20 protein-coding genes and 1 tRNA gene are annotated in these 24,453 nt (G+C 70.3%); 16 read left to right on the forward strand and 5 right to left on the reverse strand.

Annotated features, from left to right (window positions below; translation table 11 throughout):
* The first annotated feature begins 94 nt into the window (after window positions 1-94).
* The 6 genes from QE388_RS02045 to QE388_RS02070 all read left to right on the forward strand — a co-directional run bounded on the left by QE388_RS02045 (window position 95) and on the right by QE388_RS02070 (window position 8,680).
* Entirely contained in the window at window positions 95-1,513 is a 1,419-nt protein-coding gene (locus tag QE388_RS02045) for an MFS transporter (protein ID WP_373426600.1), read from the forward strand.
* 4 nt (window positions 1,514-1,517) lie between these two features.
* The gene (locus QE388_RS02050; RefSeq protein WP_307382596.1) at window positions 1,518-3,656 is read left to right on the forward strand and encodes a molybdopterin oxidoreductase family protein; all 2,139 of its coding nucleotides are present in this window, start codon (window positions 1,518-1,520) and stop codon (window positions 3,654-3,656) included.
* The gene (locus QE388_RS02055; protein WP_307382598.1) at window positions 3,649-5,214 is read left to right on the forward strand and encodes an FAD-dependent oxidoreductase; all 1,566 of its coding nucleotides are present in this window, start codon (window positions 3,649-3,651) and stop codon (window positions 5,212-5,214) included. The genes QE388_RS02050 and QE388_RS02055 overlap by 8 nt, the downstream gene beginning before the upstream one ends.
* 211 nt (window positions 5,215-5,425) lie before the next feature.
* On the forward strand, window positions 5,426-6,058 hold the full coding sequence (locus QE388_RS02060; protein WP_307382600.1) for a LysE family translocator: 633 nt from the start codon (window positions 5,426-5,428) through the stop codon (window positions 6,056-6,058).
* A gap of 134 nt (window positions 6,059-6,192) precedes the next feature.
* Window positions 6,193-7,986 carry a S8 family serine peptidase gene (locus QE388_RS02065; protein ID WP_307382601.1) on the forward strand — a complete coding sequence of 598 codons (1,794 nt, stop codon included), beginning with the start codon at window positions 6,193-6,195 and terminating at the stop codon, window positions 7,984-7,986.
* Window positions 7,987-8,011: 25 nt separating this feature from the next.
* Complete coding sequence (locus QE388_RS02070) at window positions 8,012-8,680, forward strand: TetR/AcrR family transcriptional regulator (RefSeq protein ID WP_307382603.1); 669 nt, start codon at window positions 8,012-8,014, stop codon at window positions 8,678-8,680.
* Between the two features lie 132 nt (window positions 8,681-8,812).
* Here the strand turns inward: QE388_RS02070 and QE388_RS02075 are convergent, their stop codons facing one another.
* The gene (locus QE388_RS02075) at window positions 8,813-9,355 is read right to left on the reverse strand and encodes a YbaK/EbsC family protein (protein WP_307382604.1); all 543 of its coding nucleotides are present in this window, start codon (window positions 9,353-9,355) and stop codon (window positions 8,813-8,815) included.
* Between the two features lie 221 nt (window positions 9,356-9,576).
* On the opposite strand from QE388_RS02075, the gene QE388_RS02080 reads away from it, so the two are divergent.
* The 3 genes from QE388_RS02080 to QE388_RS02090 all read left to right on the forward strand — a co-directional run bounded on the left by QE388_RS02080 (window position 9,577) and on the right by QE388_RS02090 (window position 13,154).
* On the forward strand, window positions 9,577-10,836 hold the full coding sequence (locus QE388_RS02080) for an acyl-CoA dehydrogenase family protein (protein WP_307382606.1): 1,260 nt from the start codon (window positions 9,577-9,579) through the stop codon (window positions 10,834-10,836).
* A gap of 91 nt (window positions 10,837-10,927) precedes the next feature.
* Window positions 10,928-12,106, forward strand: a complete 1,179-nt coding sequence (locus QE388_RS02085; RefSeq protein WP_275797554.1) for an AI-2E family transporter — start codon at window positions 10,928-10,930, stop codon at window positions 12,104-12,106.
* 4 nt (window positions 12,107-12,110) lie between these two features.
* Window positions 12,111-13,154 (forward strand): ATP-dependent DNA ligase, encoded by a 1,044-nt coding sequence (locus tag QE388_RS02090; protein ID WP_307382608.1) that lies wholly within the window; start codon window positions 12,111-12,113, stop codon window positions 13,152-13,154.
* A 287-nt stretch (window positions 13,155-13,441) separates the two neighbouring features.
* Here QE388_RS02090 and ligD read toward each other — a convergent pair whose 3' ends face one another.
* Window positions 13,442-14,467 carry a non-homologous end-joining DNA ligase gene (ligD, locus tag QE388_RS02095; RefSeq protein ID WP_307382610.1) on the reverse strand — a complete coding sequence of 342 codons (1,026 nt, stop codon included), beginning with the start codon at window positions 14,465-14,467 and terminating at the stop codon, window positions 13,442-13,444.
* A 215-nt stretch (window positions 14,468-14,682) separates the two neighbouring features.
* Here ligD and QE388_RS02100 point away from each other — a divergent pair, with 215 nt between their 5' ends.
* Complete coding sequence (locus QE388_RS02100; RefSeq protein ID WP_307382612.1) at window positions 14,683-15,309, forward strand: DUF1684 domain-containing protein; 627 nt, start codon at window positions 14,683-14,685, stop codon at window positions 15,307-15,309.
* A gap of 234 nt (window positions 15,310-15,543) precedes the next feature.
* Here the strand turns inward: QE388_RS02100 and QE388_RS02105 are convergent, their stop codons facing one another.
* Entirely contained in the window at window positions 15,544-16,602 is a 1,059-nt protein-coding gene (locus QE388_RS02105) for an SseB family protein (RefSeq protein WP_307382613.1), read from the reverse strand.
* A gap of 67 nt (window positions 16,603-16,669) precedes the next feature.
* Window positions 16,670-19,117: an ATP-dependent helicase gene (locus tag QE388_RS02110; RefSeq protein WP_307382615.1), complete on the reverse strand. Its 2,448-nt coding sequence runs from the start codon at window positions 19,115-19,117 to the stop codon at window positions 16,670-16,672.
* An 80-nt stretch (window positions 19,118-19,197) separates the two neighbouring features.
* Between QE388_RS02110 and QE388_RS02115 the strand changes: the two genes are divergently transcribed.
* Window positions 19,198-19,605, forward strand: coding sequence for a YccF domain-containing protein (locus QE388_RS02115; RefSeq protein WP_307382617.1), 408 nt, complete (start codon window positions 19,198-19,200; stop codon window positions 19,603-19,605).
* On the opposite strand, the gene QE388_RS02120 is transcribed toward QE388_RS02115, so the two are convergent.
* The gene (locus QE388_RS02120; protein ID WP_307382619.1) at window positions 19,606-20,544 is read right to left on the reverse strand and encodes a hypothetical protein; all 939 of its coding nucleotides are present in this window, start codon (window positions 20,542-20,544) and stop codon (window positions 19,606-19,608) included.
* A gap of 370 nt (window positions 20,545-20,914) precedes the next feature.
* Between QE388_RS02120 and QE388_RS02125 the strand changes: the two genes are divergently transcribed.
* The 5 genes from QE388_RS02125 (at window position 20,915) to QE388_RS02145 (ending at window position 24,392) form a co-directional block, all read left to right on the forward strand.
* On the forward strand, window positions 20,915-21,832 hold the full coding sequence (locus QE388_RS02125; RefSeq protein ID WP_307382620.1) for a DMT family transporter: 918 nt from the start codon (window positions 20,915-20,917) through the stop codon (window positions 21,830-21,832).
* Window positions 21,813-22,529: a GntR family transcriptional regulator gene (locus QE388_RS02130; protein ID WP_307382622.1), complete on the forward strand. Its 717-nt coding sequence runs from the start codon at window positions 21,813-21,815 to the stop codon at window positions 22,527-22,529. The genes QE388_RS02125 and QE388_RS02130 overlap by 20 nt, the downstream gene beginning before the upstream one ends.
* Before the next feature lie 36 nt (window positions 22,530-22,565).
* A tRNA-Met gene (locus tag QE388_RS02135) sits at window positions 22,566-22,641 on the forward strand.
* 150 nt (window positions 22,642-22,791) lie between these two features.
* Window positions 22,792-23,016 (forward strand): RNA-binding S4 domain-containing protein, encoded by a 225-nt coding sequence (locus QE388_RS02140; protein WP_275797536.1) that lies wholly within the window; start codon window positions 22,792-22,794, stop codon window positions 23,014-23,016.
* Between the two features lie 95 nt (window positions 23,017-23,111).
* Window positions 23,112-24,392: a hypothetical protein gene (locus QE388_RS02145; RefSeq protein WP_307382623.1), complete on the forward strand. Its 1,281-nt coding sequence runs from the start codon at window positions 23,112-23,114 to the stop codon at window positions 24,390-24,392.
* Window positions 24,393-24,453 lie beyond the last annotated feature (61 nt).

The following is a 24,453-nucleotide window of genomic DNA, read 5'->3' on the forward strand; positions in this document are numbered from 1 at the left end:
CCGCCCCTCCCGACGCGGTCCCGGGTAACGCCCCCTCCCTACGCTGACGGCACGCCCCGCCCATGCGAGGCGCTGCACCTCCCCCGCATCGCCCATGGAGGACCCCGTGACCGTCACCGACCCGCGCCCCGAAACCGCAACGCCGCCCGCGGCCGCAACGCCTGCCGAAACAGCCCCGGCCGACGCAACCCTGACCCGCCGCCCCGGCCGCTGGATCGACAACTGGAACCCCGAGAACGCCACCCAGTGGGCGAACGAGGGCAAGGCCATCGCCTCCCGCAACCTGCGGTGGTCGATCTTCGCCGAGTTCCTCGGGTTCGTCGTCTGGCAGCTGTGGTCGGTCGTCGTCGTCTCACTGCCGGCGGCGGGCTTCCAGCTCTCGACCGGTGAGATCTTCTGGCTCATCTCGATGCCGAGCCTGGTCGGCGCGACACTGCGCATCCCCTACACGTTCATGGTTCCGCGCTTCGGCGGCCGCAACTGGACGATCGTCTCGGCAGGACTCCTGCTCATCCCGAGCATCGGCCTCGCCATCGCGGTGTCCAACCCCGCGACGCCCTTCGGCCTCCTGCTCCTCATCGCCGCGTTCGCCGGCTTCGGCGGCGGCAACTTCGCAAGCTCCATGTCGAACATCACGTTCTTTTACCCGGCCGCGCAGAAGGGATACGCCCTCGGACTCAACGCCGCCGGCGGCAACCTCGGCGCCTCGGTCGCGCAGTTCGTCGTCCCCATCGTCATCACCGTCGGCGCCGCGGCGACCCTCAACCTGCCCCTCGCGGGCCTCATCTGGGTGCCACTGATCCTCGTCGCGATGGTCGGCGCCTACTTCCGCATGGACAACCTCTCCGCCGCGAAGGCCGACATCACGGCATCCCTCGCCGCTCTCAAAGAGCCGCACATGTGGGTGCTGTCACTGCTCTACATCGGTACCTTCGGCTCGTTCATCGGCTTCGCGGGCGTCTTCCCGAAGCTGCTCGCCGACACGTTCCCCGACTTCAAGGGCATCGCGATCGGCACTGCCACCGTCACCCTCGCGTTCCTGGGCGCGCTCGTCGGCTCGCTCGCCCGCCCCTACGGCGGCAAGCTCGCCGACCGCTTCGGCGGCACGGTCATCACGATCGGCGCCTTCACGGTGATGGGACTCGGCATCCTGAGTGTGATCCTCACCCTGCCGATGCAGAACTTCGCGATCTTCCTGCTGTGCTTCCTCGTGCTGTTCGCCGCGGCGGGCATCGGCAACGGCTCGACGTACCGCATGATCCCGACGATCTTCGCCCTCAAGGCCAACGGCGGCATCGGCGCGCAGCGCAAGGCCGCCGCGGCCCTCGGCCTCATCTCGGCGATCGGCGCGTACGGCGGCTTCTTCATCCCGCAGCTGCTCGGCTTCTCGAAGACGACATTCGGCTCGTACACCCCCGCCCTCGGCTGGTTCGCCCTCGCCTACGTCGCGTTCCTCGCCCTCACCGCGGGCGTGTACCTCCGTATGTCGAAGAAGACCGGAACGCGGATCTGACCCCATGAGCTCCGCCGACACCCACTGCCCCTACTGCGCACTGCAGTGCGCCATGACCGTCAGCCACGCGGGCGCCACGACGGTCACGGGCCGCGACTTCCCCACCAACCGGGGAGGGCTCTGCGCCAAGGGCTGGACGTCGGCGGAGCTCCTGGCATCCCCCCACAGACTCCGGATGCCATTGATGCGGCAATCCGACGGGACCCTCGCCGAGACCACCTGGGATGAGGCACTGGATGCCGTGGCGGCGGCGTTCCGCTCGACGCGCGAGGTCCACGGCCCCGACGCCAACGCGATCTTCGGCGGCGGCGGACTCACCAACGAGAAGGCGTACCAGCTCGGCAAGTTCGCCCGCGTCGCGCTCGGCACCTCGCGCATCGACTACAATGGTCGATTCTGCATGTCGTCGGCGGCAGCGGCATCCAACCGGGCGTTCGGCATGGACCGGGGCCTGCCCTTCCCCGTCACCGACCTCGACGACGCGCGGACGATCCTGCTCGTCGGCTCCAACGTCGCCGCGACCATGCCGCCGTTCCTCGCCCATCTCGCCGGAGCGCGCGCTGCGGGCGGCCTGATCGTCGTCGACCCGCGCCGCTCCGCCACCGCGCGCCTCACCGAAGACGGAGCCGGCACCCACCTGCAGCCAGCGCCCGGCACCGACCTTCCGCTGCTGCTCGGCCTCACGCACATCGCAATCGCCGAGGGCCTCCTCGACCGCGCCTATATAGAGGAGCGCACGACGGGGTTCGACGCCGTGCGGCGGTCGGTCGCCGCATGGTGGCCCGAGCGGACGTCCTCGACGACCGGCGTCCCCGTGGCGCAGCTCCGGGAGACCGCCCGCCGCCTCGCCGCGGGCGGCGCGTACATCCTCACCGGACGCGGCGTCGAACAGCACGTCGACGGCACCGCCACCGCGACCGCGGCGATCAACCTCGCTCTCGTGCTCGGCCTCGTCGGCCGCGAGGGCTCGGGCTACGGAACCCTCACCGGACAGGGCAACGGCCAGGGCGGACGCGAGCACGGCCAGAAGGCCGACCAGCTGCCCGGATACCGCTCCATCCGCGACCCCGAAGCCCGCCGGCACGTCGCCGGGGTGTGGGGCGTCGATCCGGATGAGATCCCGGATGCCGGCATCCCGGCCACCGCCCTGCTCGGCGAACTCGGTGGGCCGGTGAAGACGCTGCTCGTCGCCGGGTCGAACGTCGTCGTCTCGGCCCCCGACGTCGAGGCCGTGCGTGCCGGGCTGAAAGCCCTCGACACCCTCGTCGTCTGCGACTTCTTCCTCAGCGAGACGGCGGAGCTCGCCGACATCGTGCTCCCCGTGCTGCAGTGGGCCGAGGAAGAGGGCACGATGACCTCCCTCGAGGGTCGGGTGATTCGCCGTCGCCAAGCGCTGCCGGGACCCGAGGGTGCCGGCAGCGAGCTATGGATCATGGCCGAGATCGCGCGGCGGCTGGGCGCGGCATCCACCTGGTCGACGGTTCCGTCGGAGGTGTTCGAAGAGCTCGCCCGTGCGTCCGAGGGCGGCATCGCCGACTACTCCGGCCTCTCGCACGCGCTGCTCGACACGGGCATTGAGGCGTACTGGCCCTACCGCTCGGAGGGCACCCCGCGTCCGTTCGCCGAGCGCTTCGCCCACGCCGACGGCCGTGCGCGTCTCGTGCCGGTGGATGCCACTCCCCCGGCGCCCATCGACCGCGGCGGCGAGCTGACCCTCGTCACCGGCCGCTACCTGCAGCAGTACCAGTCGGGCACGCAGACCCGTCGCGTCGCCGAGCTGAACGGTGCCCGCCCCGAGGCGCGGCTCGAGATCCATCCGGCCACGGCGTCGCGGCTCGGCATCCGGGAAGATGCGCTCGTCGCCGTCTCGAACGAGCGCGGCACGGTGCGGGCGCGCGCGACGGTGACGACCGACATCCGTCACGACACCGTCTTCTTACCGTTCCACTACGCCGGCGACGAGTGCGCGAACCGCCTGACCGAGGCGATCGTCGACCCGACATCGGCCATGCCGGAGTTCAAGCGCACGCGGGTGCGGGTGGCTCCGGATGCCGCTGTGCCCGTGCCGGCGTTCGAGCACGGGCCCGTGGCGGTGTCGGAGCATCCGGGCGCTGTTCGCACCGAGGAGGGAACCCATGTCTGAGCGTGTGGTGCTGGTGGGCTACGGCCCCGTCGGGGCACGGCTGATCGACGGGCTGCTGCCCGCGGTGCGCGACGGGCGCATCGACCTCACCGTCGTGGGTGCCGAGCCCCACGACGTCTACAACCGCGTCCTGCTCGCCGAGTACGCGGTCGGCCGCACCGACCGCGCGGGCCTCGACATGGACGACCGCCGCCCCGCCGAAGAAGCCGGAGTGCGATTCCACCTCGGCACCACGGTGGTCGGTGTCGACCGTCACCACCGGGTGGTGCGCCTGCACGATGGCATCCGTCTCGATTACGACCGGCTCGTGCTCGCGACCGGCGCCCGCGCGAACGTCCCGACGCTCGCCGGTATGGAGCGCGCGCGGCGCGATCGGGCTTCCGTTTCAGCCTCCCCCGCGGAACTCGACTTCGGCGGCGCGCCGCTCCCGCGCGGTGTCGTCGCATTGCGCGACCTCGCCGACGCGGAACACGTGCGCGCGGCCGTCTCCGCCGGGCAGCGGATCGTCGTCCTCGGCGCGGGAGTGCTCGGCATGGAGCTCGCCCTCGCGGCGGCCGAGGCCGGGGCGGACGTCGTCGTGGCGTACCACTCCGCAGCTCCCATGAACCGCACGCTCGATGAGAACGGCGGACGCGTCCTGGCCGCCGCGGCCACCGCCGTCGGCGTCGAGATGGCGCACCACGCGCGCGCCGAGAGCATCCTCCTCCGATACGACGACCACGGACACGCGTGGTTCGACGGCCTCGTCTGCGCCGACGGCAAGGTGCTCGCGGGCGACCTGCTCGTGCTGTCGTGCGGGGTCGCGGCGCGGACGGAAGTGGCATCCCTCGCCGGACTCGCCACGTCGGCCGGCATCCTCGTCGACGCCTCCTCGCGCTCGTGGACCGACCCGGACATCTTCGCCATCGGCGACTGCGCGCACGTCGCCGATCCCGCGGACGCCGACGCCCACGGCCGCGTCCCGGGCGGCCCGAGCGGACTCGTCGGGCCGGGCTGGCGTCAGGCCGATCGGCTCGCGGCGCTGCTCTCGACGGGCGCCTCGGGGCCGGCATCCGTCGAACGCCCCGGTGTCGTCATGCTCAAGGCCGAGGGGATCGACGTGGTGGCCGGGGGCGCGGTCGACGCCGACCCGTTCTCGCACGCTCCCGGATGCCACGGCCCCCAAGTCACCCTCTGGGCCGACCCCGCGCGCGGCGCCTACGTCAAACTCGTCACCGTCGAGGGCGTGCTCACCGGCTTCGTCGCGGTCGGGATGCCACGCACCGGCGCCGAACTGACCCTGTTGTTCGAGCGCGGCTCGGAGCTCCCGGCCGACCGCTCGTCGCTGCTCCGGCTCGACGCGCCCGACGCCGGGATGGCCGTCGTCGCCGACCCCTTCGCCGCGGATGCCACCGTGTGCTGGTGCAACGGCGTGAGCGCCGGGGCGATCCGCGAGGCGGTCGCTGCCGGAGAGCCGACGGTCGCGTGCGTCAAGGCCGCGACCCGCGCCGGCACGGGCTGCGGCGGCTGCGTGGGGCGAATCAGCGAGTTGCTGGCGCGGGAGTCGGTGCCGGCGTAGAGCGCTCCCGGCGCGACTTGCCGCACTTTGCCGCTCAGGCGCTCCGAAGCGACGAACACCGGCAAACGAAGCGTCCGCGCGCCGGCCCGACCCCGCGTGACTTGCCGCACTTCGCCGCCCAAGCACCCCCGAAGCGACGAACACCGGCAAACAACGCCCCGACGCACCACAACGGAACGTCCCCGAAACGCGACAGCAGTACGCTGCACGCATGCCTCCGATCGAGAACATGCTGGCCTTCGTGGCGGCATCCGTCGTCATCATCGTCATCCCGGGGCCCAGCGTGCTGTTCGTCATCGGACGTTCCATCGCCCTCGGCCGCCGTGCGGGTGTCCTCAGCGTCGTCGGCAATGCCCTCGGCACGGTTCCCGCGGTACTCGCCGTCGCTTTCGGTGTCGGCGCGATCGTGGCCTCCTCGATCGTCGCGTTCACCGTGCTGAAGATCGTCGGGGCGATCTACCTCGTGTGGCTCGGCATCCAGGCCATCCACCACCGCCACGCCCACGTCGCCGGCGCCACACGCGGCCCCACCTCGTCGTGGACGCTGCTGCGCCAGGGATTCGTCGTGGGCCTCACCAACCCCAAGACGATCGCCTTCTTCGTCGCCGTGCTGCCCCAGTTCGTCGCCCCGCACGCCGGTGCAGTGTGGTTGCAGTTGCTCATCCTCGGGCTGATGTTCCAGCTGATGGCCCTGACGTGCGACAGCGTGTGGGCCCTCGCCGCGGGCACGGCGCGCACCTGGTTCGCCCGGTCTCCGAAGCGGATCTCGACGCTGTCGGGAACGGGCGGCGTGATGATGATCGGCCTCGGCGGGGCTCTCGCCTTCACGGGCGCGAAGAGCTGAACGAGTCCGCGGTCTCGAGCTCGCGAGAAACCTGTGCGTTAGCTGAGTGCAAACCATAGGATGAGGCTCGTCGGCTCCTCGAGCCACCGCCGAGCCACCCGGCCGACGGCGTCGTCGACCAGGAGTCCCCCGCCTTGCGTACGTCCGTCGGTTTCGCCCTTGCCCTCATCCTCATCGCCGGTGGGGTTGCCCCCGCGGCTCTCGCCGCCACGCCCGCTGCTCCGGAATCCTGCCGCACCATCCCCGTCGACGCCGACGCGCCCCTGCGCGCCGACATCGCGCGAGAGACGTTCGGCGTCGACGGCACGGGCGTGAAGGTCGGCGTCATCTCCGACTCCTTCGGCCGTACCTCGGCTCCCGGCGCGACCGTCGCCGACGACATCGCGAACGGACTCCTCGCCGGCCCGGGGAACCCCTGCGGACACGAGACCCCCGTCCACGTCGTGCGTGAAGCCGCCGAGGGCACGGACGAAGGTCGCGCGATGGTGCAACTCGTGCACGGCATTGCGCCGGGTGCCGAGCTCGCCTTCGCCTCCGTCGACGAGGGGCACGCGGCATCCGTCATCGAAGCGATCGAGATGCTCGTGGCCGACGGGGCGGACATCATCGTGGACGACGTCGAACCCAAGAACGAGCCCGTCTTCCAGCGCTCCCCCGTCGGCGAAGCGATCGCGCGGGCGAACGAAGCGGGCGTCGCGTACTTCTCGGCCGCCGGAAACTCGACGGCGCTCGCTCGGGATCCCCGCCCGGGTCAAGAAACATCCCCCATCAACGGCTGGGAAACCCCCACCTACCGCCCGATGGCCTGCCCCGACGACATCGTGACGGGCGCCGAGGCACAGGGCTGGGACACCCCCGTCGACTGCCTCGACGTCGACCCCGGCGAGGGCACGGATGCCACCCTCGGCTACACCGTCGGCGCCGGTGACAGCACCCCCGTCGACGTGCAGTGGGGAGAGCCGCTCGGCCGAGTCAGCGGCCTGCTGGTCCCGATCGTGACGGTCGACGGCGAGATCCTCGCGACTCCCGCGACCCGGATGCTCGACGGCACTCCCGGCTTCACCGTCACGCTCCCCGCGTCCGCGACCCCGACGGAGGTCGAGATCTCGGTCGCGCGCATCGTGATTCCGGATGCCGACACCTCCCTGCCCCTCCCACCCATCTCGGTCATCTTCGGCCAGGGCGCCACCCTTCGGTCGGCCGAATATTGGCGCTCGGCGGGCGACGACATCATCGGGCGGACCAACACCGGGCACAACGGCGACCCCGCGGCTCTCTCCATCGGCGCGTCCCCGGTAGACGATCCCACCGAGGTGGAGTACTTCTCGAGCTACGGCCCCGTCGTCTGGGCGTTCGGATCGGCCACCGCCGACCCGCCGTCGGCGATCCTCGAGCCGCGGCCCGTGGTGAGCCGACCCGACGTGATCTCGGTCGACCGCGCGCGCAACTCGGTCCTGGGAATGCCCACCGACGATCCGGCGGTGAAGACGTTCGTCGGAACCTCGGCGGCCGCTCCCAACGCCGCCGGCGTCGCCGCGCTGGTGCTGTCGAAGACGCCGGACCTCGGCCAGGAGGGCCTGCGCGCCCTCCTCACCTCGACGGCCACGCCGATGGACGCACCGAACGACTTCGTCTCCGTCGAGAACTCGGTCGGCGCGGGACTCATCAACGCGGAAGCGGCTCTCGCGGCGCTTCCTCCCGTGCCGACCCCGAGCCCGAGCCCCACCCCGACCCCGACTGCCTCCCCGACGAACTCCCCGTCGCCGTCGGCATCCGCGACGACGCCCGTCGCCGCCGGTCCGTCGCGCCTCGCCAACAGCGGAATGGATGCCTCGGCATTACTGCCGCTCGCCATCGGGGCGATCCTGCTCCTCATCGTGGGAGCTGTGGTGGTCATGGTCGTGCGCGTGCGGTCGCGGCGACGCTGAGACCCCGCGCCGTTAGGCTTCGGGTGTGAGTGACGCCGCTGCCCCCTCGAGCCGCACGGCCGTGGTGGCCGCGGCCATCGACCTGTTCGCCGAGCGCGGGTACGACCAGACCTCGGTCGAGCAGATCGCGCAGGCCGCGGGGGTGTCGCGCTCGACGTTCTTCCGGCAGTTCGGCGGCAAAGAAGACGTCGTCTTCGCTGATCACGAAGTTCTGCTCGCCGAGACACGGGCGTACCTCGCCCAGCCGCATGACGACCCGTGGGCGGCGGTGTGCGAAGCGTCGGTGCGGGTGTTCCGGCACTTCGCGGCCGACCCCGAGCTCGCGCGGCGCCGCTACGCGATCGTGCGTCAGGTTCCGGGACTGCGCGACCGCGAGATCATCACGGTGTTCCGCTACGAGCGCCTCTTCGACGAGTACCTGCGCGAAGCGCTCCCCGGGCTCGACCCCCTGGATGCCGTCGGCTTCGCGGCCCTGGTCACCGCGGTGCACAACCACGTGCTGCGCCGGCTCATGCGGGGCGCTCGGGTGCCGGCATCCGTTCTCCGCCGCGCTCTCGACGACGTGCTCCGCCGCTACGGGGTGCACCCCGCCGGCGACGACGCGGCCGGCGACGACCTCATCGTCGCGGCCTTCCCCCGCCGCATGCCCGCGGCCGAGGTGACGCGGCGCCTCCGCGCCTCGCTCGGCGAGTAGCGCGCTCGTTCCCTCGGCGTTGAGTGTCCAAAACACGCCGTAAGGGACGCGTATGTTGCGGCGTGTCCTGGACACTCAACTCCGCACGCGCCGGAGGAACCCCGCCACGGCACGGGCGGCAGGGCCGCGATGTCAGGCGAGGGGCTTCGCGAGGTCCTCGATCACCTCGGCGCCGGGGAGGGATGCCAAGACCTCACCGGGGAGGAACAACTTTGCGCCGCGGATCCCGGCGCCGACGATCGCCCGCGGCAGCGCCGCCACGCGCGCGTCGAGCAGCAGGCGCCACTCGGAAGGGATGCCGAGCGGCGTGATGCCGCCGTACTCCATGCCGGTCTGCGCGACGGCGTCGTCCATCGGGGCGAATGTCGCCTTGCGCGCGTCGAGCAGGCGCCGCACCGCGCCGTTGACGTCGAGGCGGGTCGTCGCCAGGGCGAGACAGGCCGCCGTCGAGGTGACGCCGCCGCGCGTCCCCTGCACGACCAGGCAGTTCGCCGAGATGTCCAGGCTCTGACCGTAGGCCTCGCAGAACGCGGCGGTGTCGGCCAGCGCCGGGTCGATGGCCGCCACGTCGATGCGCGAGGCGGTCGCGGGATCCAGCGCCGCGATCGCCGCCGCGACCGGTGCGGCCAGCAGATCGGGGTTCTCTGTCGCGGGGATGAAGGTCAGCGCGCTCACCCTCGCGACCCTACCGGGCACGCCCCCTCTTCCCCGCGTGATGCCGCCCTCGCCGCACCCCGAGGCACGTGAGTGTCCGAAACACCCGGAGCCGGGCGCGAGGGCGTCCGGGTGTTCTGGACACTCAGCGACCTCCGCAGCCCGATGGGGCGAGATCCTCGCCACGCGGCACAACATCCCGCGCGTGACACCCAGTACCAACCTGAGCGATACTGGGAACCATGACCATCGATGCCGATGCCCGTACGCTGCCCGGCGAGCGCGTCTCGCACTACGATCTGCTCGGCCGCCGCGACACCGACTACTACGGCGTGTTCGCCGACATCCCCGAGGCCGACCGCGCGGTCTGGGATCGCGCGAAGGCCTTCTGCGACGAGGTCGGCACGCGCATGCAGGGCGAATGGGATGCCGCGACCTACCCCGTGGAGCTCCTCCGACGTATGGGCGAACTCGAGCTGTTCACCGACGGCATCGAGCACCCCGACCTGCCGGACTCCTCGCCCCTCGCCGCGGGCCTCGTGAACATGGAGGTGTCGCGCCACGACGGCTCGCTCGCCACGGCCCTCGCGGTGCAGGGCGGTTTGGCGCTGCGCACCCTCGCCCTCTTCGGGTCCCCCGAGCAGCAGGAGCGCTGGCTGAAGCCCCTCGCCGACGGCACGGTCCTCGGCGCGTTCGCGCTGACCGAGCCCGACCACGGCTCCGACTCGGTCTCGCTCGAGACCACCGCGACCCGCGTCCCTTCGACAGGCTCAGGGACCGGTGGGTGGTCGCTCAGCGGCACGAAGAAGTGGATCGGCAACGGCGCCTCCGGGGGCATCACGTTCGTCTGGGCCCGCGTCGACGCCGAGGGTGACGAAGATCACGACAAGGTGCGCTGCTTCCTCGTGGAGCAGGACACCCCGGGATACACGGGCACCGTCATCACCGGCAAGGTGTCGCTCCGTGGCATCCATCAGGCCCACATCGCCATGGACGACGTGCGCCTGGCTCCGGATGCCGTCCTCCCCGGCACTCACACCTTCAAGGACGCGTCGACCGTGCTGTTCGCCACACGGTCGGGGGTCGCGTGGTCGGCCCTGGGTCACGCGACAGCGTGCTACGAGATCGCACGAACGTATGCCACCGAACGCATGCAGTTCGGGAAGCCCCTCGCGAAGTTCCAGATGGTGCAGGAACGCCTCACGCAGATGCTCGACGAACTCACCGCGATGCAGCTGTACTGCCGCCGCCTCGCCGACCTCGAAGCCTCGGGCGGCCTGCGCCCCACGCAGGCATCGCTCGCGAAGTACCACAACACGCGAGCCGCCCGCCGCGTGGCGGCGATCGCTCGCGACCTGCTCGGCGGCAATGGCATCCTGCTCGAGAACGGGGTCATGCAGCACATGGCCGACATCGAGGCCATCCACACGTACGAGGGCACCGAGAGCGTCCAGGCGCTCCTCCTCGGTCGCGACATCACCGGAATGAGCGCGTTCGTCTGACCCCGGATGCCGGGCGCCCGGCGCTTAATCCGCGATCGCGGCCCGCGCAAGCCGCGCGGGCCATGTCGGTGGCTCCCGCTAACGTCGTCGCATGGGCCTGTTCTCTCGTCATCCCGCGCCTCGCGACGCCATCGCCTCCGCCGCGGCAGCGGTCGAGCCGCCGCCGAAGAGCCTGTGGGCCGACGGCTTCGGACGCCTCGCCGTGCGGGCGGTGCAGATCATCGTCGTGGCAATCCTCGTGGCGGGGCTGATCTGGGGCATCCAGCAGGTGACGCTCGTCATCATCCCCCTGATCCTTGCCCTCATCTTCGCCTCCGCATTCGGGCCCGTGACCATGTGGATGCGCAAGAAAGGCGTGCCCTCGGTCCTCGCGACGCTGCTGACCCTCCTCGCCGTCGTCGTCGTCCTCACCGCGCTCGGCTGGCTCGTCGTCAACGCGGTCATCAACCAGTGGGACTACCTGTCGTCACAGGCGACGAAGGGGTTCGAACAGGCTCAGGACTGGTACCACACCCTGCCGTTCGCGGTCTCGCCCGACCAGGTCAACCAGGTCGTTCAGGGCATCCAAGACTTCGTCACGAGCTCGCAGTTCGGTACGGGCGCCCTGGCCGGTGTGAGCGCGATCGCGTCGTTCGTCACCGGTTTCGTGCTGATGGTCGTCATCCTGTTCTTCTTCCTGAAGGACGGTCCGCGCATGTGGGAGTTCGTCCTGCGGCCGTTCCACGGCAGCCACTACGACCGCGCGCGCCGTATCGGCGACAAGACCGTCACGGTTCTCGGCTCTTACGTCCGCGGCACGGCCTCCGTCGCCGCCGTCGACGCGATCGGTATCTACATCGGTCTGCTCATCCTGCAGGTGCCGCTCGCGCTGCCGCTCGCGGTCCTCGTGTTCCTCCTGGCGTTCATCCCGATCGTCGGTGCGGTGACCGCGGGCATCCTCGCCGCGCTCGTCGCTCTCGTCACGAACGGTCCGATCGTCGCGCTGATCGTCGTCGGCGTGGTCGTGCTCGTGAACCAGCTCGAGGGCAACTTCCTCCAGCCCGTCCTCATGGGGCGCACGATGAAGCTGCACTCCTTCGTCGTCCTTGTCGTGCTCGCCGGTGGAACCGCGATCGGCGGCATCCTGGGCACCTTGCTCGCGGTGCCGCTCACCGCCGTCGCGTGGGGCATCATCACCGTCTGGAACGGCCCCGACGAACCTGCCGAGTGGGCGCGCCGCAAGAAGCGCCGGAACCCGGTCCCCCTGGCCGGTGACGAGAGCTCGGACTGACACCATGCCGTACGAGATCCCGGCGCCGATGCTGGCGAAGGCCGTACCGGCGATCCCCGAGCACAGCAAGGTCGAGGGCGGGTTCAGCTACGAGCCCAAATGGGACGGCTTCCGGGCGCTCGTGTCGTGGGACGGTACCGATGTCGAGATCGGCAGCCGCGGCGCGAAGCCTCTCACACGGTACTTCCCCGAGCTCGTCGCGGCCTTCGCCGAAATCCTGCCCGAGCCCTGCCTGATCGACGGCGAGGTGGTCGTCGCGCGCGGCGAGCCCGGCGCGCAGCGCCTCGACTGGGAGGCACTGTCGCAGCGCATCCACCCCGCCGCGTCCCGCGTGACGATGCTCTCGCAAGAGACCCCGGCCATGTTCATCGGGTTCGACCTGCTCGCGCGCGGCGACCGCGATCTACAGTCCGAGCCCTTCTCCGAGCGGCGGGCACAGCTCGAAGATCTGCTCGGCGCGGTCCCCCACCCGGTTCACGTCACGCGGACGACCGACGACCCCGACCTCGCCCGTCGCTGGCTGGCGGAGTTCGAGGGCGCCGGGCTCGACGGTGTCGTCGCCAAGCCCCTCGCCCAGCCGTACGCGCCGAACAAGCGCACGATGTTCAAGATCAAGCACGCCCGCACGGCTGACGTGGTCGCGCTGGGGTATCGCATGCACAAGTCGTGTCAGGGCGTCGGCTCGCTCCTCGTCGGACTCTACGACGACGAAGGGCGGCTGCACGGCGTCGGCGGCGTATCCGCCTGGACCGACAAGCGTCGTCTCGAGCTGATCGACGAGCTCGCCCCCTTGGTGGAGCGGGATGCCGACGGCGAAGCGGTCGTCGGAGAGACCGATCGCTCGCGGTTCTCGGCATCCAAAGATGTGTCCTTCGTCCGGCTGCGCCCCGAGCGCGTCCTCGAGGTGCGCTACGACCAGCTCGAGGGGATGCGCTTCCGCCACACGGTGCAGTTCGAGCGATGGCGCCCCGACCGCGAAGCGCGCTCATGCACCTTCGCACAGCTCGAGACCGTCAACGCGTACGACCTGGGCGGCGTGCTCGACTGAGCCGGCCGCGCGGCAACCGTCGCCCCGCCGCCCCGCCCCTTGGCATGGGTCCCCGCACGTCGCCGACGAACGCTGACGTGCGCCGAATGCATGCGCCGAGCGCCCGCCAGCGTGCATTCGGCGCAGTTCACGGGCCCTCGTTGTGACCAGGGAGGGCTTCAAAGCCCCGCGGGGGGCGGGGCACGCTGAGGGGGTCACGGCCGGACCGGTCGCGGCCCGGGGCTGCGGTGCGGGTGCCGCCGGAGAGGTCTCGGCCGGCGCCACCCCGGGAGGTCACCGGTCGAGGATCACGCCTCGGGTGCCTTCGCGCGCGACGGCTGCACGCGGGGCGGCTCTCCGGGCATCTTCGGGAACTCCGGAGGGAACGGCAGCTCGCCCAGGCCGTTGTCGAGGTCGCGCTGCCACCACTCCAACAGCGTGTCGATGCGGCCGGGATTCGCCGCGAAGTCGGCCCACGGGTCGCCGACGGATGCCAGTCGCTCGGGAATCGTCCGCACCGTGAACGCGCTCGGGTCGAGACCGTCGAGCTCGTCCCATCCGATCGGCGTCGACACGGTCGCGGCGGGCAGGGCGCGCGGCGAGTACGCTCCCGCCATCGTGCGGTCGCGGTTCGCCTGGTTGAAGTCGACGAAGATGCGCTGCCCCCGCTCCTCCTTCCACCAGTTGGTGGTCACGGCATCCGGCATCCGCCGCTCCAACTCCCGGGCCGCGGCGATCACCGCGTGCCGAACGTCGAGGAACTCGTGCGTCGGCTCGATCGGGCAGAACACGTGCAGGCCGCGGTTGCCGCTCGTCTTGATCCAGGCCTCGAGACCCGCCTCGCGCAGCACGGCGCGCAGCTCAAGCGCGGCGGTCACGGCCTCGGAGATGCCCGTGCCCGGCTGCGGATCGAGGTCGATGCGGAGTTCGACGGGGTGATCGGGGTCGCTCGCGAGCGACGCCCACGGATGGAAGACGATCGTGTTCATCTGCGCCGCCCAGACGGCGGTGCCGATCTCGGTGACGATGAGCTGCGGATGCCGCCGCCCGCTGTTGTACGTGACGGTGACCGCCTCCACGAAATCGGGGGCCCCCTTCGGCGGGTTCTTCGAGAAGAAACTCTCACCGCCGATGCCCTCGGGAAAGCGTTCAAGCGAGACAGGGCGATTCCCGTTGGCCGCGAGGAACGGATCGGCGACGGCGAGGAAGTACTCGGCCAACTCGCGCTTGGTGATGCCCACTTCGGGCCACAGCACCCGGTCGGGACTCGACAGCCCGATCTCCCGGTCCCCGTGCGGGCCCGGCGCGGTCAGGGTGATGCGAGGGGATGCCATGCCCCGACGCTAGTGCGCGGGCAGGGCTCGTGTCTGCCCCGTTGCGGTGCGTGGTCGTCGCGTTCCCTCGCTCGAGCCGAGGCGCGGACCATGCGCACTCCTGCTTTCGCGCTCGAGGTGCAGCCAGGCCCCGGGGCAGGGAGGCCCCGAGCATCACGGCAGCCGCCCGCTGTCCACCCCGAGCCCTGGCATCCGGCCGCCCGTACGCTCGAAGGATGACCTCCGCCGCCGCCCGCACCGCCCTCGAGATCGCCGACTGGCGTCGCCGCGTGTTCGCCCTCTACGACGCCGTGCGCGAGGCGGATGACCCCGAGGAGGCGCACGAGCTCTGGCGTATCGAGCGCGACGCACTCTTCGCCGGGCATCCCGCGACGCCTCTGCTCCCCGAGCAGCGTGAGGCGTTCACGGGTCTCCCGCTCGCTCCCTACGACGCGGCGTGGCGGTTCGAAGCGCCGCTGCTCGACGTCGACGAGGCGTCGTTCGTCGCCACGACGGGAACCGACGGCGAAGTCGGCTTCGAACGCATCGGCCGTGTCGACCTGCCGGACACGGGATCCCTCGACGTGTGGCGGCTGACCTCGTACGGCGGGGGCTTGTTCATCCCCGTTCGCGATGCCGCCGCCGGACGCCCCGGCGGGACCTACGGCGGTGGCCGCTACCTCATCGACACGATCAAGGGCGCCGATCTCGGCCGGGGCGCGACCCCGGACACGCTCGTGATCGACTTCAACTTCGCGTACAACCCCTCGTGCGCGTACGACCCGATGTGGGCGTGCCCGCTCGCGCCGGCGGGCAACGTGCTGCCGGTGGCCGTCCCCGTCGGCGAGCTGTACGGGGTCTGACGGCTCCGACGCCCGAGCCCGCGGCATCCGCGCGAGGGCGAAACTCCTGAGGAATGGGCCCTCGCGCGGATGAAACCGCACGCCGAAACCGCTAGTGCGCGGAAGCTCAGGAGTTTCGCACGCGGCGCTCGGGCGCGCGAGGCTCGAACGGCACGGGACGCGCCGGTCCGAGCCCTGACGCACAGCCCGCAGTCGGTCCCGCGCACACCGCGCGAGGACACGCCCCGCGACGACTTACTCCGCGAGCGCCAGAACCGGAGCAAGATCGGCGCGCGACAGACGGATCCACGGACCCGCGGGGTCGACGAGCAGGCCGGTGAGCCCCTCGTCGCTCGCGAGCGCCTTGGCCAGCTGCTCCGCCTTCAACGGCACCGGCTGGTCGCCACGGCCGAGAGCCAGCAGCTCGAGCGGGTGCGAGAACACCTCGAGGAAGCGCTCGCCCGTGGCGGAGCGCGACTCGGCGACGCCGACCGCTCCGCCCTCTTCGGTCTGGTTCACCGCGATCCAGAGCGGGACACCGTCGACGATCGCCGAGACGATCGCGGATGCCGTGTCGTCGGTGCGCTTCTCGCTGAGCGCGGTCTTGACGCGCAGCTGCTCGTCGGCCTCGCCGACCATGCGCTCCAGCAGCGCCGCCGGGAGCACCGCACGGGCGTCGTCGGAGGCCGGGTCGAGAACGATTCCGGCGTACGGACCACCGAGGACGTGGCGCAGGAGAGCCATGATCGGCTGCCCCATCGCGGAGGTGTCGCGGTCGCCGTCGGCCTCGACGCTCTTGCTGAGCGCCTGGCCGCTGCTGTAGGCGAGGACGAGCTGTTCGTCTCCGCGGGTGGCAATCGCGAGAGGGAGGTCCTTGCCCGCGGCGAGAAGAGCGCGTGCGTCGCCCTTCACGCGCAGGAAGACGTGTCCCTGCAGCAACTGACGAGCGACGTTCAGCAGCTGGGGAGGCTCGGGCTGGCCCTTGATCTCTGCCAGCGCTGTCGCGAGGAGCGCGTTGTCGCGCAGGCCCGGAATCGACTCGAAGCCTTCAGGCGCCTCCATCGGGCCCGGCTGCCGCGCCGACGGACGTGCCGCGACAGGCGGCGTCGAGGGGGTCTCGGGAGCGGCACCGACCCCGCGGAACGAAGAGGTCGAGATGGTGACGTTCGGGGTGGGTGCGGCGGCGGCTTCGGTGCCGGCGTCCGCGGAATCGGTGGCGTCGCTTGGACCGGCCGGGTCGACGGGCTGCTCGCCCGGTTCGATCGTGGTGTCGGCGCGGTCGTCGGACTTGTTTCGGCGCGAGAAAAGAGCCATTGGGCCAGCCTAGCCGCGTGCCTTCTTCTCGCGTCGCCCCCGGGTGAACTCGGAGGTGACCCTCCGGCTAGAGCTTGGTGATCGGCGCGATCTTGATCAGCAGCTTCTTCGGGCCGACGGTGTCGAAGCGCACGTGCGCGACGCGTTTCGCTCCCTCGCCCGTCACGGCATCCACACGACCTTCACCGAAGTCGTCGTGACGGATGCGATCACCCGATGCCAGGACCATGTCGCCGTTGTCGCGAACCTTCGCGGGAATGCGGTTGGGGAACTTGCTCGGGTCGGCCGGCGCGCGCTTCGGCAGCGGGACGAGGTCGTCTCCGTAGCGGCTTCCGCCCCCGCTCTGACCCGGGCGGCGGCCGCGCGCATTCAGCGCGCGCGACTGCGACCCACCTCGACCGTTGACGTCGCCCGGAGACTGGCGCCAGTCGATGAGGTCGGCCGGGATCTCTTGCAGGAAACGGCTCGGCATCGCCACTGTGACCTCGCCGAACTGCGCGCGGGTCATCGCGAGCGACACGTGCAGACGCTTACGCGCGCGCGTGATGCCGACGTAGAAGAGTCGCCGCTCCTCCTGAGGACCACCGGGCTCGTTCGCCGAGATCCGGTGCGGGAGCAGGTCTTCCTCGACACCGGTCAGGAAGACGGCGTCGTATTCGAGGCCCTTTGCGGTGTGCAGGGTCATGAGAGACACCGAGCCGGACGCGTCGTCGAGGTCGTCGGCATCCGCCACCAGCGTCACCTCGGTGAGGAAGTCGATGACCGTTCCCTCGGGGTTGTTCCGCGCGAACTCACGCGTGACCGCGATGAGCTCATCGAGGTTCTCGAGGCGGGCCTCGTCTTGCGGGTCTTTGCTGGCGCGGAGGGCGTCGAAGTACCCGCTCTTGTTGAGCAGCAGCGTGAGCCCCTCGGTGACCGAGGTCGAGGGGGCGAGCTCTCCGGATGCCGGGAGCATGATCGCTGTGGCCTCGGTGAGCACCGCGTCGAGCTGGTCGATCGCCTTCTGGAGCTTAGGCCCGACGCCGATCTGCGCGGAGTTGGCCAGGGCGTCACGGAAGGTGATGTCGTGTTCGGCGGCGTAGCGCGCGATGGCCGTCTCGGTCACGTCGCCGATACCGCGTCGCGGGCGGTTCAGGATGCGGCGGACCGCCATGCCGTCGGCGGGGTTCGCGACGGCGACCAGGTAGGCGAGCGCGTCTTTGATCTCGGCGCGCTCGTAGAACTTCGTGCCGCCCATGATCTTGTACGGCACGGCCGAGCGGATGAAGATTTCTTCGAGCGCACGCGACTGCGAGTTGGTGCGGTAGAAGACCGCGATGCCGGAGTAGTCGACGCCCTTCTTGTGCAGCGCCTCGATCTCGTCGGCGACGAACTGCGCCTCGTCGTGCTGCGAGTAGCCGGTGAAGCCGATGATCGGGTCGCCCGCCCCGACGTCGGTCCAGAGCTTCTTGTCTTTGCGGTCGAAGTTGTTCGCGATGACCGCGTTGGCCGCCGACAGGATGTTCTGGGTCGAACGGTAGTTCTGCTCGAGCAGCACGACCTTCGCGCCCGGGTAGTCGCGCTCGAACTCGCTGATGTTGCGGATGTCAGCGCCGCGGAAGGCGTAGATCGACTGGTCGGAGTCACCGACGACGGTAAGCGACGCGGCGCCCCCGTCGGTCCCTGAGCCTGTCGAGGGGTCGGCGTCGAAGATCATCATGCCGCCGGACGAGAACGGCTCGGCGTCGGAGCCGACGGGCCGCGTGAGCTCGTGGATCAGCGCGTACTGCGCGTGGTTGGTGTCCTGGTACTCGTCGACCAGGATGTGGCGGAATCGCTTGCGGTAGCGGTCGGCCACCTGCGGGAACGCACGGAAGAGATAGACGGTCTGGGCGATCAGGTCGTCGAAGTCGAAGGCGTTGGCCCGCTGCAGCTCGCGCTGGTACGACGAGAAGATCTCGACGAAGATGCGCTCGGCGGGGTCGCTCATGTTGGCCGATCGCGCATACGATTCCGCGTCGGCGAGCTCGTTCTTGAGCTTCGAGATGCGGCTCTGCGTGCCGGCGGGGGTGAGTCCGAACGAATCGCCCTCGTGCTCTTTCACGAGACGCTTGATGAGCGCCCGCGAGTCGCCCGAGTCGTAGATCGTGAAGGCCTTGGTGAAGCCGAACTGCTCGGCCTCGCGCCGCAGGATCCGCACGCACGCGGAGTGGAACGTCGAGATCCACATGCCGTCGGCCTTCTGACCGATCAGCTGATGCACGCGCTCGCGCATCTCGCCCGCGGCTTTGTTCGTGAAGGTGATCGCGAGGATCTGGCTGGGGTACGCCTCGCGCGTGCGCAGCAGCGAGGCGATGCGCCGGGTGAGCACGCTCGTCTTTCCCGAGCCGGCACCGGCCACGATGAGCAGCGCCTGCCCGCGATAGGTCACGGCCTCGCGCTGGGGGCCGTTGAGACCCTGGAGGAGGTCGGCGTCGGGGCGGACATCCGACGGTGCGGGACCGCCGACGATCAGGGGCGTGGAGGCGTCGGTCATGGCGCGTCCAAGTCTAGGCGGGGGCTCCGACATGGGCCTCGCCCCCTTGGCATCCGGAGTCCTCCCGCCATGATGGAGGCATGCGCCTCATCCTCAACATCCTGTGGCTCGTCCTGTCGGGCTTCTGGCTCTTCGTCAGCTACATGCTGGCGGGGATCGTGCTGTGCATCCTCATCGTGACGATTCCGTGGGGCATCGCGGCGTTCCGCATCGGGCTTTACGCGCTCTGGCCCTTCGGGCGCGAGATCGTGGCCAAGCCGACCGCGGGAGTCGGTTCGTTCCTCGGCAACGTGGTGTGGGTCATCCTCGCCGGGTGGTGGCTCGCCCTCGAGCACATCCTGACCGGCATCGCGCTGTGCATCACGATCATCGGCATCCCGCTGGGCATCGCGAACTTCAAGCTCGTGCCGGTGTCGCTCATGCCGCTGGGCAAGGAGGTGCGCGACGTTCGTCGGGGCGGTCCGTTCGACCGCACCCTGGGGAGCTGACTAGAGCGTCGAGCGTTCGCGAGAGCGCTGCGGAAGAGCGAGCAGGATGCCGACGACCGTCACGACCGCACCCGTCACAGCCGCGCCGATGACGAGCTCGGCGGGGATGTCACCGTCGCGCCCGCCTGTGAGCCGGGCGAGGTCCCAGGGCAGCACCCCGATCTGCTCGTTCCACGAGCGCAGGGCGTCGCCGGCCCCCACGACGGCGATCGTCGCCGCGGGCAGGGCGTACGCGATCCCCATCCCGGCCAGGGCGACACCGGTCGCGCGCCGGCGCCCCAGCTGCGGGCGCAGCGACCAGCCGGCGACGACGAACACCCAGGCCAGGAGGGCGAACGCCAGCGCGAGATAGAGCACGCGGACCATCGGCATCGCCCACAGCGCAGGCCAGATCCCCTCGGGACCCGAGAGCGAGATCACCGCGAGCGCGACGACGCACCGCAGGACGAGCGCTCCTCCGACGCCGGCGATGATCGGCCACGGCGAACGCTTGCCGAGCAGCAGCCGCACGACGATCGCGAAGAAGAGCCAGCCGATCACCGCGAGCGCGGCACCCCAGAGCCCGTCGCGCGGGGTCTGCACGACCCGCGTGGCGACGAGGACGCCCGCGGGGACGACGATCATGAGCCAGCGGTCGAGGGGCAGCAGGCCGAGGCTCGATTCCGCCGCCCGCCACGGCCGCGTCGAGGCGATCCAGCTCGCGCGAGCGGCGGCGGCACCGGGACGGCGAACGAGACGCGTGCGGGCCGCGACCATGCCGACGACGATCCAGACCACCCCGAACAGCAGCAGAATGCGGGCGAGCCACTCGGTCGTGGAATCGACTTCGATGGGCGTCCGCGCGAACGGATCGACCAGCATCGCCAGGATGCCGCCGGACAGCAGCAGTCCGCCGGCGACGATCAGGGCCAGGATGCCTCGCCCCGCCGTCGTCGCCATGCACCTACGTTACACAGCGGTTCCTGAGCGTCCGTCCGGCAGAGGACGGGGTCAAGCGCCGCCGCTCGCGCCCCGCCCCGCGTACCGTCGCGCGGAGTTCCTGACCGACACGCCGCCACACGGCATCCGGAACCGGCGTGTTCCCGACGACCTCCGCCCGACGGCACGGCAGCCCGCCCGCGACCGTCGCGGCCCGGGTCCCGCCAGCCACAGGCCGGGCACACGAGCCGCGTACCGTCGCGCGGAGTTCATCACCGACACGCCGCCACACGGCATCCGGAAGCGGCGTGTTCCCGACGACCTCCGCCCGACGGCACGGCAGCTCGCCGGCGCGGCCACACGCGCGGCCAGATTGTGTAACAATCCACTCATGCTTTCCGCTCTCGCGATCCTCGCTGCGGCGCTGTGCTTCTCCACGACCGGAACCGCGCAGGCGCTCGCCGGCGTCGACGCCTCGCCTCTGGCGGTCGGGGCGGCGCGGATCGTCGTGGGCGGCGGCATCCTGGGTCTGCTCGCCCTCGCGCGCCGCCCGCGCACGCCGACGCCGACGCCGACGCCGACAGGATCGCGCTTCTCGACCGCGGGACTGATCGCGGTGGGAGCGATCGGCGTCCTCGCCTATCAACCTCTCTTCTTTCTTGGGACGCGCGAGAACGGCGTCGCGATCGGCACAGTGGTCGCCCTCGGATCGGCCCCCATCGCGACGGGGATCGTGGATGCCATCCGCTCACGCCGCCTCCCCTCCCCCCGGTGGATGCTCGCCACCGCCATCGCGCTCACCGGCGTCGTGCTCGTATCGGGGGTGACCGGCGGGGCGGTGGTGCTCGCGCCGGGCGGGCTGCTCGCCTCGGCCGGCGCGGGAATGTCGTACGCCCTCTATACGGTGTGCGGAAAGGCGCTGATCGATAGGGGGTGGGACTCCGCGCGCGTGATGGGAACGGTGTTCGGCGTCGCGGCTGTCGCGAGCCTGCCCGTTCTGCTGATCGCGGGAGCGTCGTGGCTCGCGACTCCGAACGGTCTCGCGCTCGCGCTCTGGCTGGGAGTGATCGCGACGACGGTCGCGTACCTCCTGTTCGGCTGGGGCCTGGCGCGTCTGACGGCCGTCACGGTCTCGACGCTCACCCTCGCCGAGCCCCTCGCGGCGACCCTTCTCGGCCTCTTCGTGCTGCACGAGCAGCTCACACCCGTCAGCGCGTTCGGCCTCGCGCTCATCGCCGTCGGCCTCGCCGTCGTGTCAGTTCCGTCTCGTCGACGTCAGGAGGTTCCGGATGCCACGGCCCCCGCGTGACTCCCCCGCCTCCGCCGCGACAGCAGCCTACGTACCCGGCCCTCGCGCGGCCGACCTCGTCGCGGACGCGGTGCGTGCCGGCATCCTCTCCGGCGAACTGGCGCCCGGCACACCCCTCCGGGAGGAGGAGCTGAGCGCGACGCACGGCGTCTCGCGGCACACCGCCCGCACGGCCCTCACCCGGCTCACCGCCGAACGGCTCGTCATCGCGGAGCCCTATCGCGGCGTCCGTGTGTCCCTGCTCGACGACGACGCGCTCGTCGCCCTGCAGCAGTTGCGCTGTGCCCTCGAGACCGAAGCGGTGCGGATCGCGCGGGATCGCGGCATCCGTCCGGCCGAGGTCGACGCCGCCCTCGATGCCCTCGCCGCCGCCGAGGCATCCGGAGACTGGCCCGCCACGCTCGACGCGCACGCGCGCGTGCATCTCGCGCTCGTCGATGCGGCCGGCAGCCCGCGGATCGCGGAGGAGTATCGGCGCCTCGATTCCGAGATGCACCTTCTGCTGACGCACGTGCGCCCGGCGTATGCGCCCGGGGCTCTGACCGAGGAACACCGCGAGTACGTCGAGGAGGCGTGGGCGGATCCGCAGCGGGCCGTGCGCGCGCATCTGGAGCACTCGACGCGGGCGATCCTGGAGGGTCGGCGCGCACCTTCGCCACATGGCGACACATCCGGTCACGATCCGCAACGCCCGTAGGAGGCCCGCCGTGCCCGGGTTAGCGTGGGGGCACATCGCGGCGATCCGGGCGGTCCCGGGCCTCGGCTCATAACCGAAGGCGTGGCGGGTTCGACTCCCGCCGTCGCGTCCACGTCTCAGTTCCAACCGGCACCGTCCCCTCTGCCTCCCGGCCGCGGCTCTGCCTCTCGAGTGTCCGAAACACCCGGACGTGTCGAAAAATCGTCCGGGTGTTGTGGACACTCACCGGGGGACCGCACGCAGACCCTGCCATGCTGAGACCATGACCCGCCCCGCACCCCAGGACGTCCCCGTCGGCAGCGAGAGCATCCGCCTCAGCGCGTTCCTGAAGTTCGCCGGCATCCTGGACTCCGGCGGAGACGCCAAGGAGGCGATCATCGACGGCTACGTGACGGTGAACGGCGAGGTCGAACGGCGACGCGGGCGGCAGTTGCAGCTCGGCGACGTGGTCGGATTCGAGGAGCGCGCGTTCCGCGTTCAGCCCTGACCCCGCAGGCACATTGCCGTCAACTAAGACGTGACGCGCTGCTTCTACTCGGCCTATCCATCCCCGCGCGCCGCAACACCCTACACTGCGATTCCATGGGCAAAGGCAGCCGACTACGACGGCTTCGATCAGAAGCGGCGCTCGCGCGGCACGCGACCTACCCGTGGGGTGCCGCACAACCCCTACTGGATCTCACCGCCGAGTACCCGTCCCTCACGCAGATCGAGCGTACAGTCAACGACACCAGCGAGCTCGAGGCCTCACGCCAGAAGCACCTCGGGCGAAAGAAGCCCCCCTCTCAACCAGAAGCGCGCGTCATCGCCGCCGTGGGGAAAACGGGAGATTACCCTTTCGCCTCGTCGGAATTGATCGAGGAATGGATGCGGGGTTGGGAAATGCCCTCCCGATCCGGGAGCCCAACGAGTGGAGCCGGTCGGATCAAGACGTCGTCGTCGGTCTTTGTGGCGATCACGGACGACGATGACATGCCGTCGTCCTCGGCCGCCAGAGACCGACCCACAGTGAGCATCCCGATCCGATACATAGAACTCTGTTCGCGAATCGCTGACGTCTTCCCTCTTTTCGCAACCGTCACGCGGTCAGGCTTGACATGGCAGCAGGTCGGCGAAGCACGAAGAGCGTTGTTCGAGTACACCGATCCGAACACGGCGACGCCCGCGACGACGGAAGACCTCATTCACAACACCGCCGATGAGATATTCACTACTCGGGTGACTTCGGCTGCGGTACGTTGGGCGATCGCCCACGAGATGGCGCATCTCCGCACGACGGCCACACAGAGACATGCTGCGTACGAAAAGGTCCACCAGCTGTGGCCCTCTCTCCAAGAGGATGAATGGGACTCGCTCCGAGGAGAATTGGAACCATTCGGGGGGATTCTCTACAAGTACCGCGACGAGATCGCGTGCGATCTTCTCGCCAATCAGTTCGTACTCGATTCTGCGTTCTCGTCTGACGACCTTCTCACCCAGGCCTGCGGATCACTGCTTGCTCTCGAGGCGCTCGTGTGGAACGGCTGGCACACCGACAAATCAGCGCGCTCGGACACTCACCCGTCTCCTTCACTGCGGTTCATGCTCGTCTACCAGGACTGGCTCGACGTCGTCGGCGAACTGACAACCTGGCAATACCGCACACCCCCTGATGTCTTGGCACTGCAGGATTTCGCCTACTTCTACGCCTTCCAGAGATGGGGGGTCGGCGCGTACTCGCAGCACCGCAGCGGCTCTCAGTGGGGCCAAGATATCTCGGAGATCCTCTCGACTCTCGAGCACGTGGCTCCTGGCGACGGCCCACCCACCATCTACGCGAAGGATGCGGGGGGACGAATACGAAGGGTGCAGCCTCACCCCTAGCGCCCGTCATCGGCAGGGTTGACTACCGAACTGAACGAGAGCGGAAACGCGAAGGCCCGCC

The organism is Microbacterium sp. SORGH_AS_0969 (assembly GCF_030818255.1).
GTDB lineage: Bacteria > Actinomycetota > Actinomycetes > Actinomycetales > Microbacteriaceae > Microbacterium.

Excerpts from the sequence above, each read along its gene's own strand:
- QE388_RS02130 (WP_307382622.1), top strand. The coding sequence starts at position 21,813 with ATGCCACGGCCCCCGCGTGACTCCCCCGCCTCCGCCGCGACAGCAGCC.
- QE388_RS02055 (WP_307382598.1), top strand. The coding sequence starts at position 3,649 with ATGTCTGAGCGTGTGGTGCTGGTGGGCTACGGCCCCGTCGGGGCACGG.
- QE388_RS02080 (WP_307382606.1), top strand. The coding sequence starts at position 9,577 with ATGACCATCGATGCCGATGCCCGTACGCTGCCCGGCGAGCGCGTCTCG.
- QE388_RS02145 (WP_307382623.1), top strand. The coding sequence starts at position 23,112 with ATGGGCAAAGGCAGCCGACTACGACGGCTTCGATCAGAAGCGGCGCTC.
- QE388_RS02120 (WP_307382619.1), bottom strand. The coding sequence starts at position 20,544 with ATGGCGACGACGGCGGGGCGAGGCATCCTGGCCCTGATCGTCGCCGGC.
- QE388_RS02085 (WP_275797554.1), top strand. The coding sequence starts at position 10,928 with ATGGGCCTGTTCTCTCGTCATCCCGCGCCTCGCGACGCCATCGCCTCC.
- QE388_RS02090 (WP_307382608.1), top strand. The coding sequence starts at position 12,111 with ATGCCGTACGAGATCCCGGCGCCGATGCTGGCGAAGGCCGTACCGGCG.
- QE388_RS02125 (WP_307382620.1), top strand. The coding sequence starts at position 20,915 with ATGCTTTCCGCTCTCGCGATCCTCGCTGCGGCGCTGTGCTTCTCCACG.
- QE388_RS02050 (WP_307382596.1), top strand. The coding sequence starts at position 1,518 with ATGAGCTCCGCCGACACCCACTGCCCCTACTGCGCACTGCAGTGCGCC.
- QE388_RS02115 (WP_307382617.1), top strand. The coding sequence starts at position 19,198 with ATGCGCCTCATCCTCAACATCCTGTGGCTCGTCCTGTCGGGCTTCTGG.
- QE388_RS02110 (WP_307382615.1), bottom strand. The coding sequence starts at position 19,117 with ATGACCGACGCCTCCACGCCCCTGATCGTCGGCGGTCCCGCACCGTCG.
- QE388_RS02045 (WP_373426600.1), top strand. The coding sequence starts at position 95 with ATGGAGGACCCCGTGACCGTCACCGACCCGCGCCCCGAAACCGCAACG.
- QE388_RS02060 (WP_307382600.1), top strand. The coding sequence starts at position 5,426 with ATGCCTCCGATCGAGAACATGCTGGCCTTCGTGGCGGCATCCGTCGTC.
- ligD (WP_307382610.1), bottom strand. The coding sequence starts at position 14,467 with ATGGCATCCCCTCGCATCACCCTGACCGCGCCGGGCCCGCACGGGGAC.
- QE388_RS02140 (WP_275797536.1), top strand. The coding sequence starts at position 22,792 with ATGACCCGCCCCGCACCCCAGGACGTCCCCGTCGGCAGCGAGAGCATC.
- QE388_RS02105 (WP_307382613.1), bottom strand. The coding sequence starts at position 16,602 with ATGGCTCTTTTCTCGCGCCGAAACAAGTCCGACGACCGCGCCGACACC.
- QE388_RS02100 (WP_307382612.1), top strand. The coding sequence starts at position 14,683 with ATGACCTCCGCCGCCGCCCGCACCGCCCTCGAGATCGCCGACTGGCGT.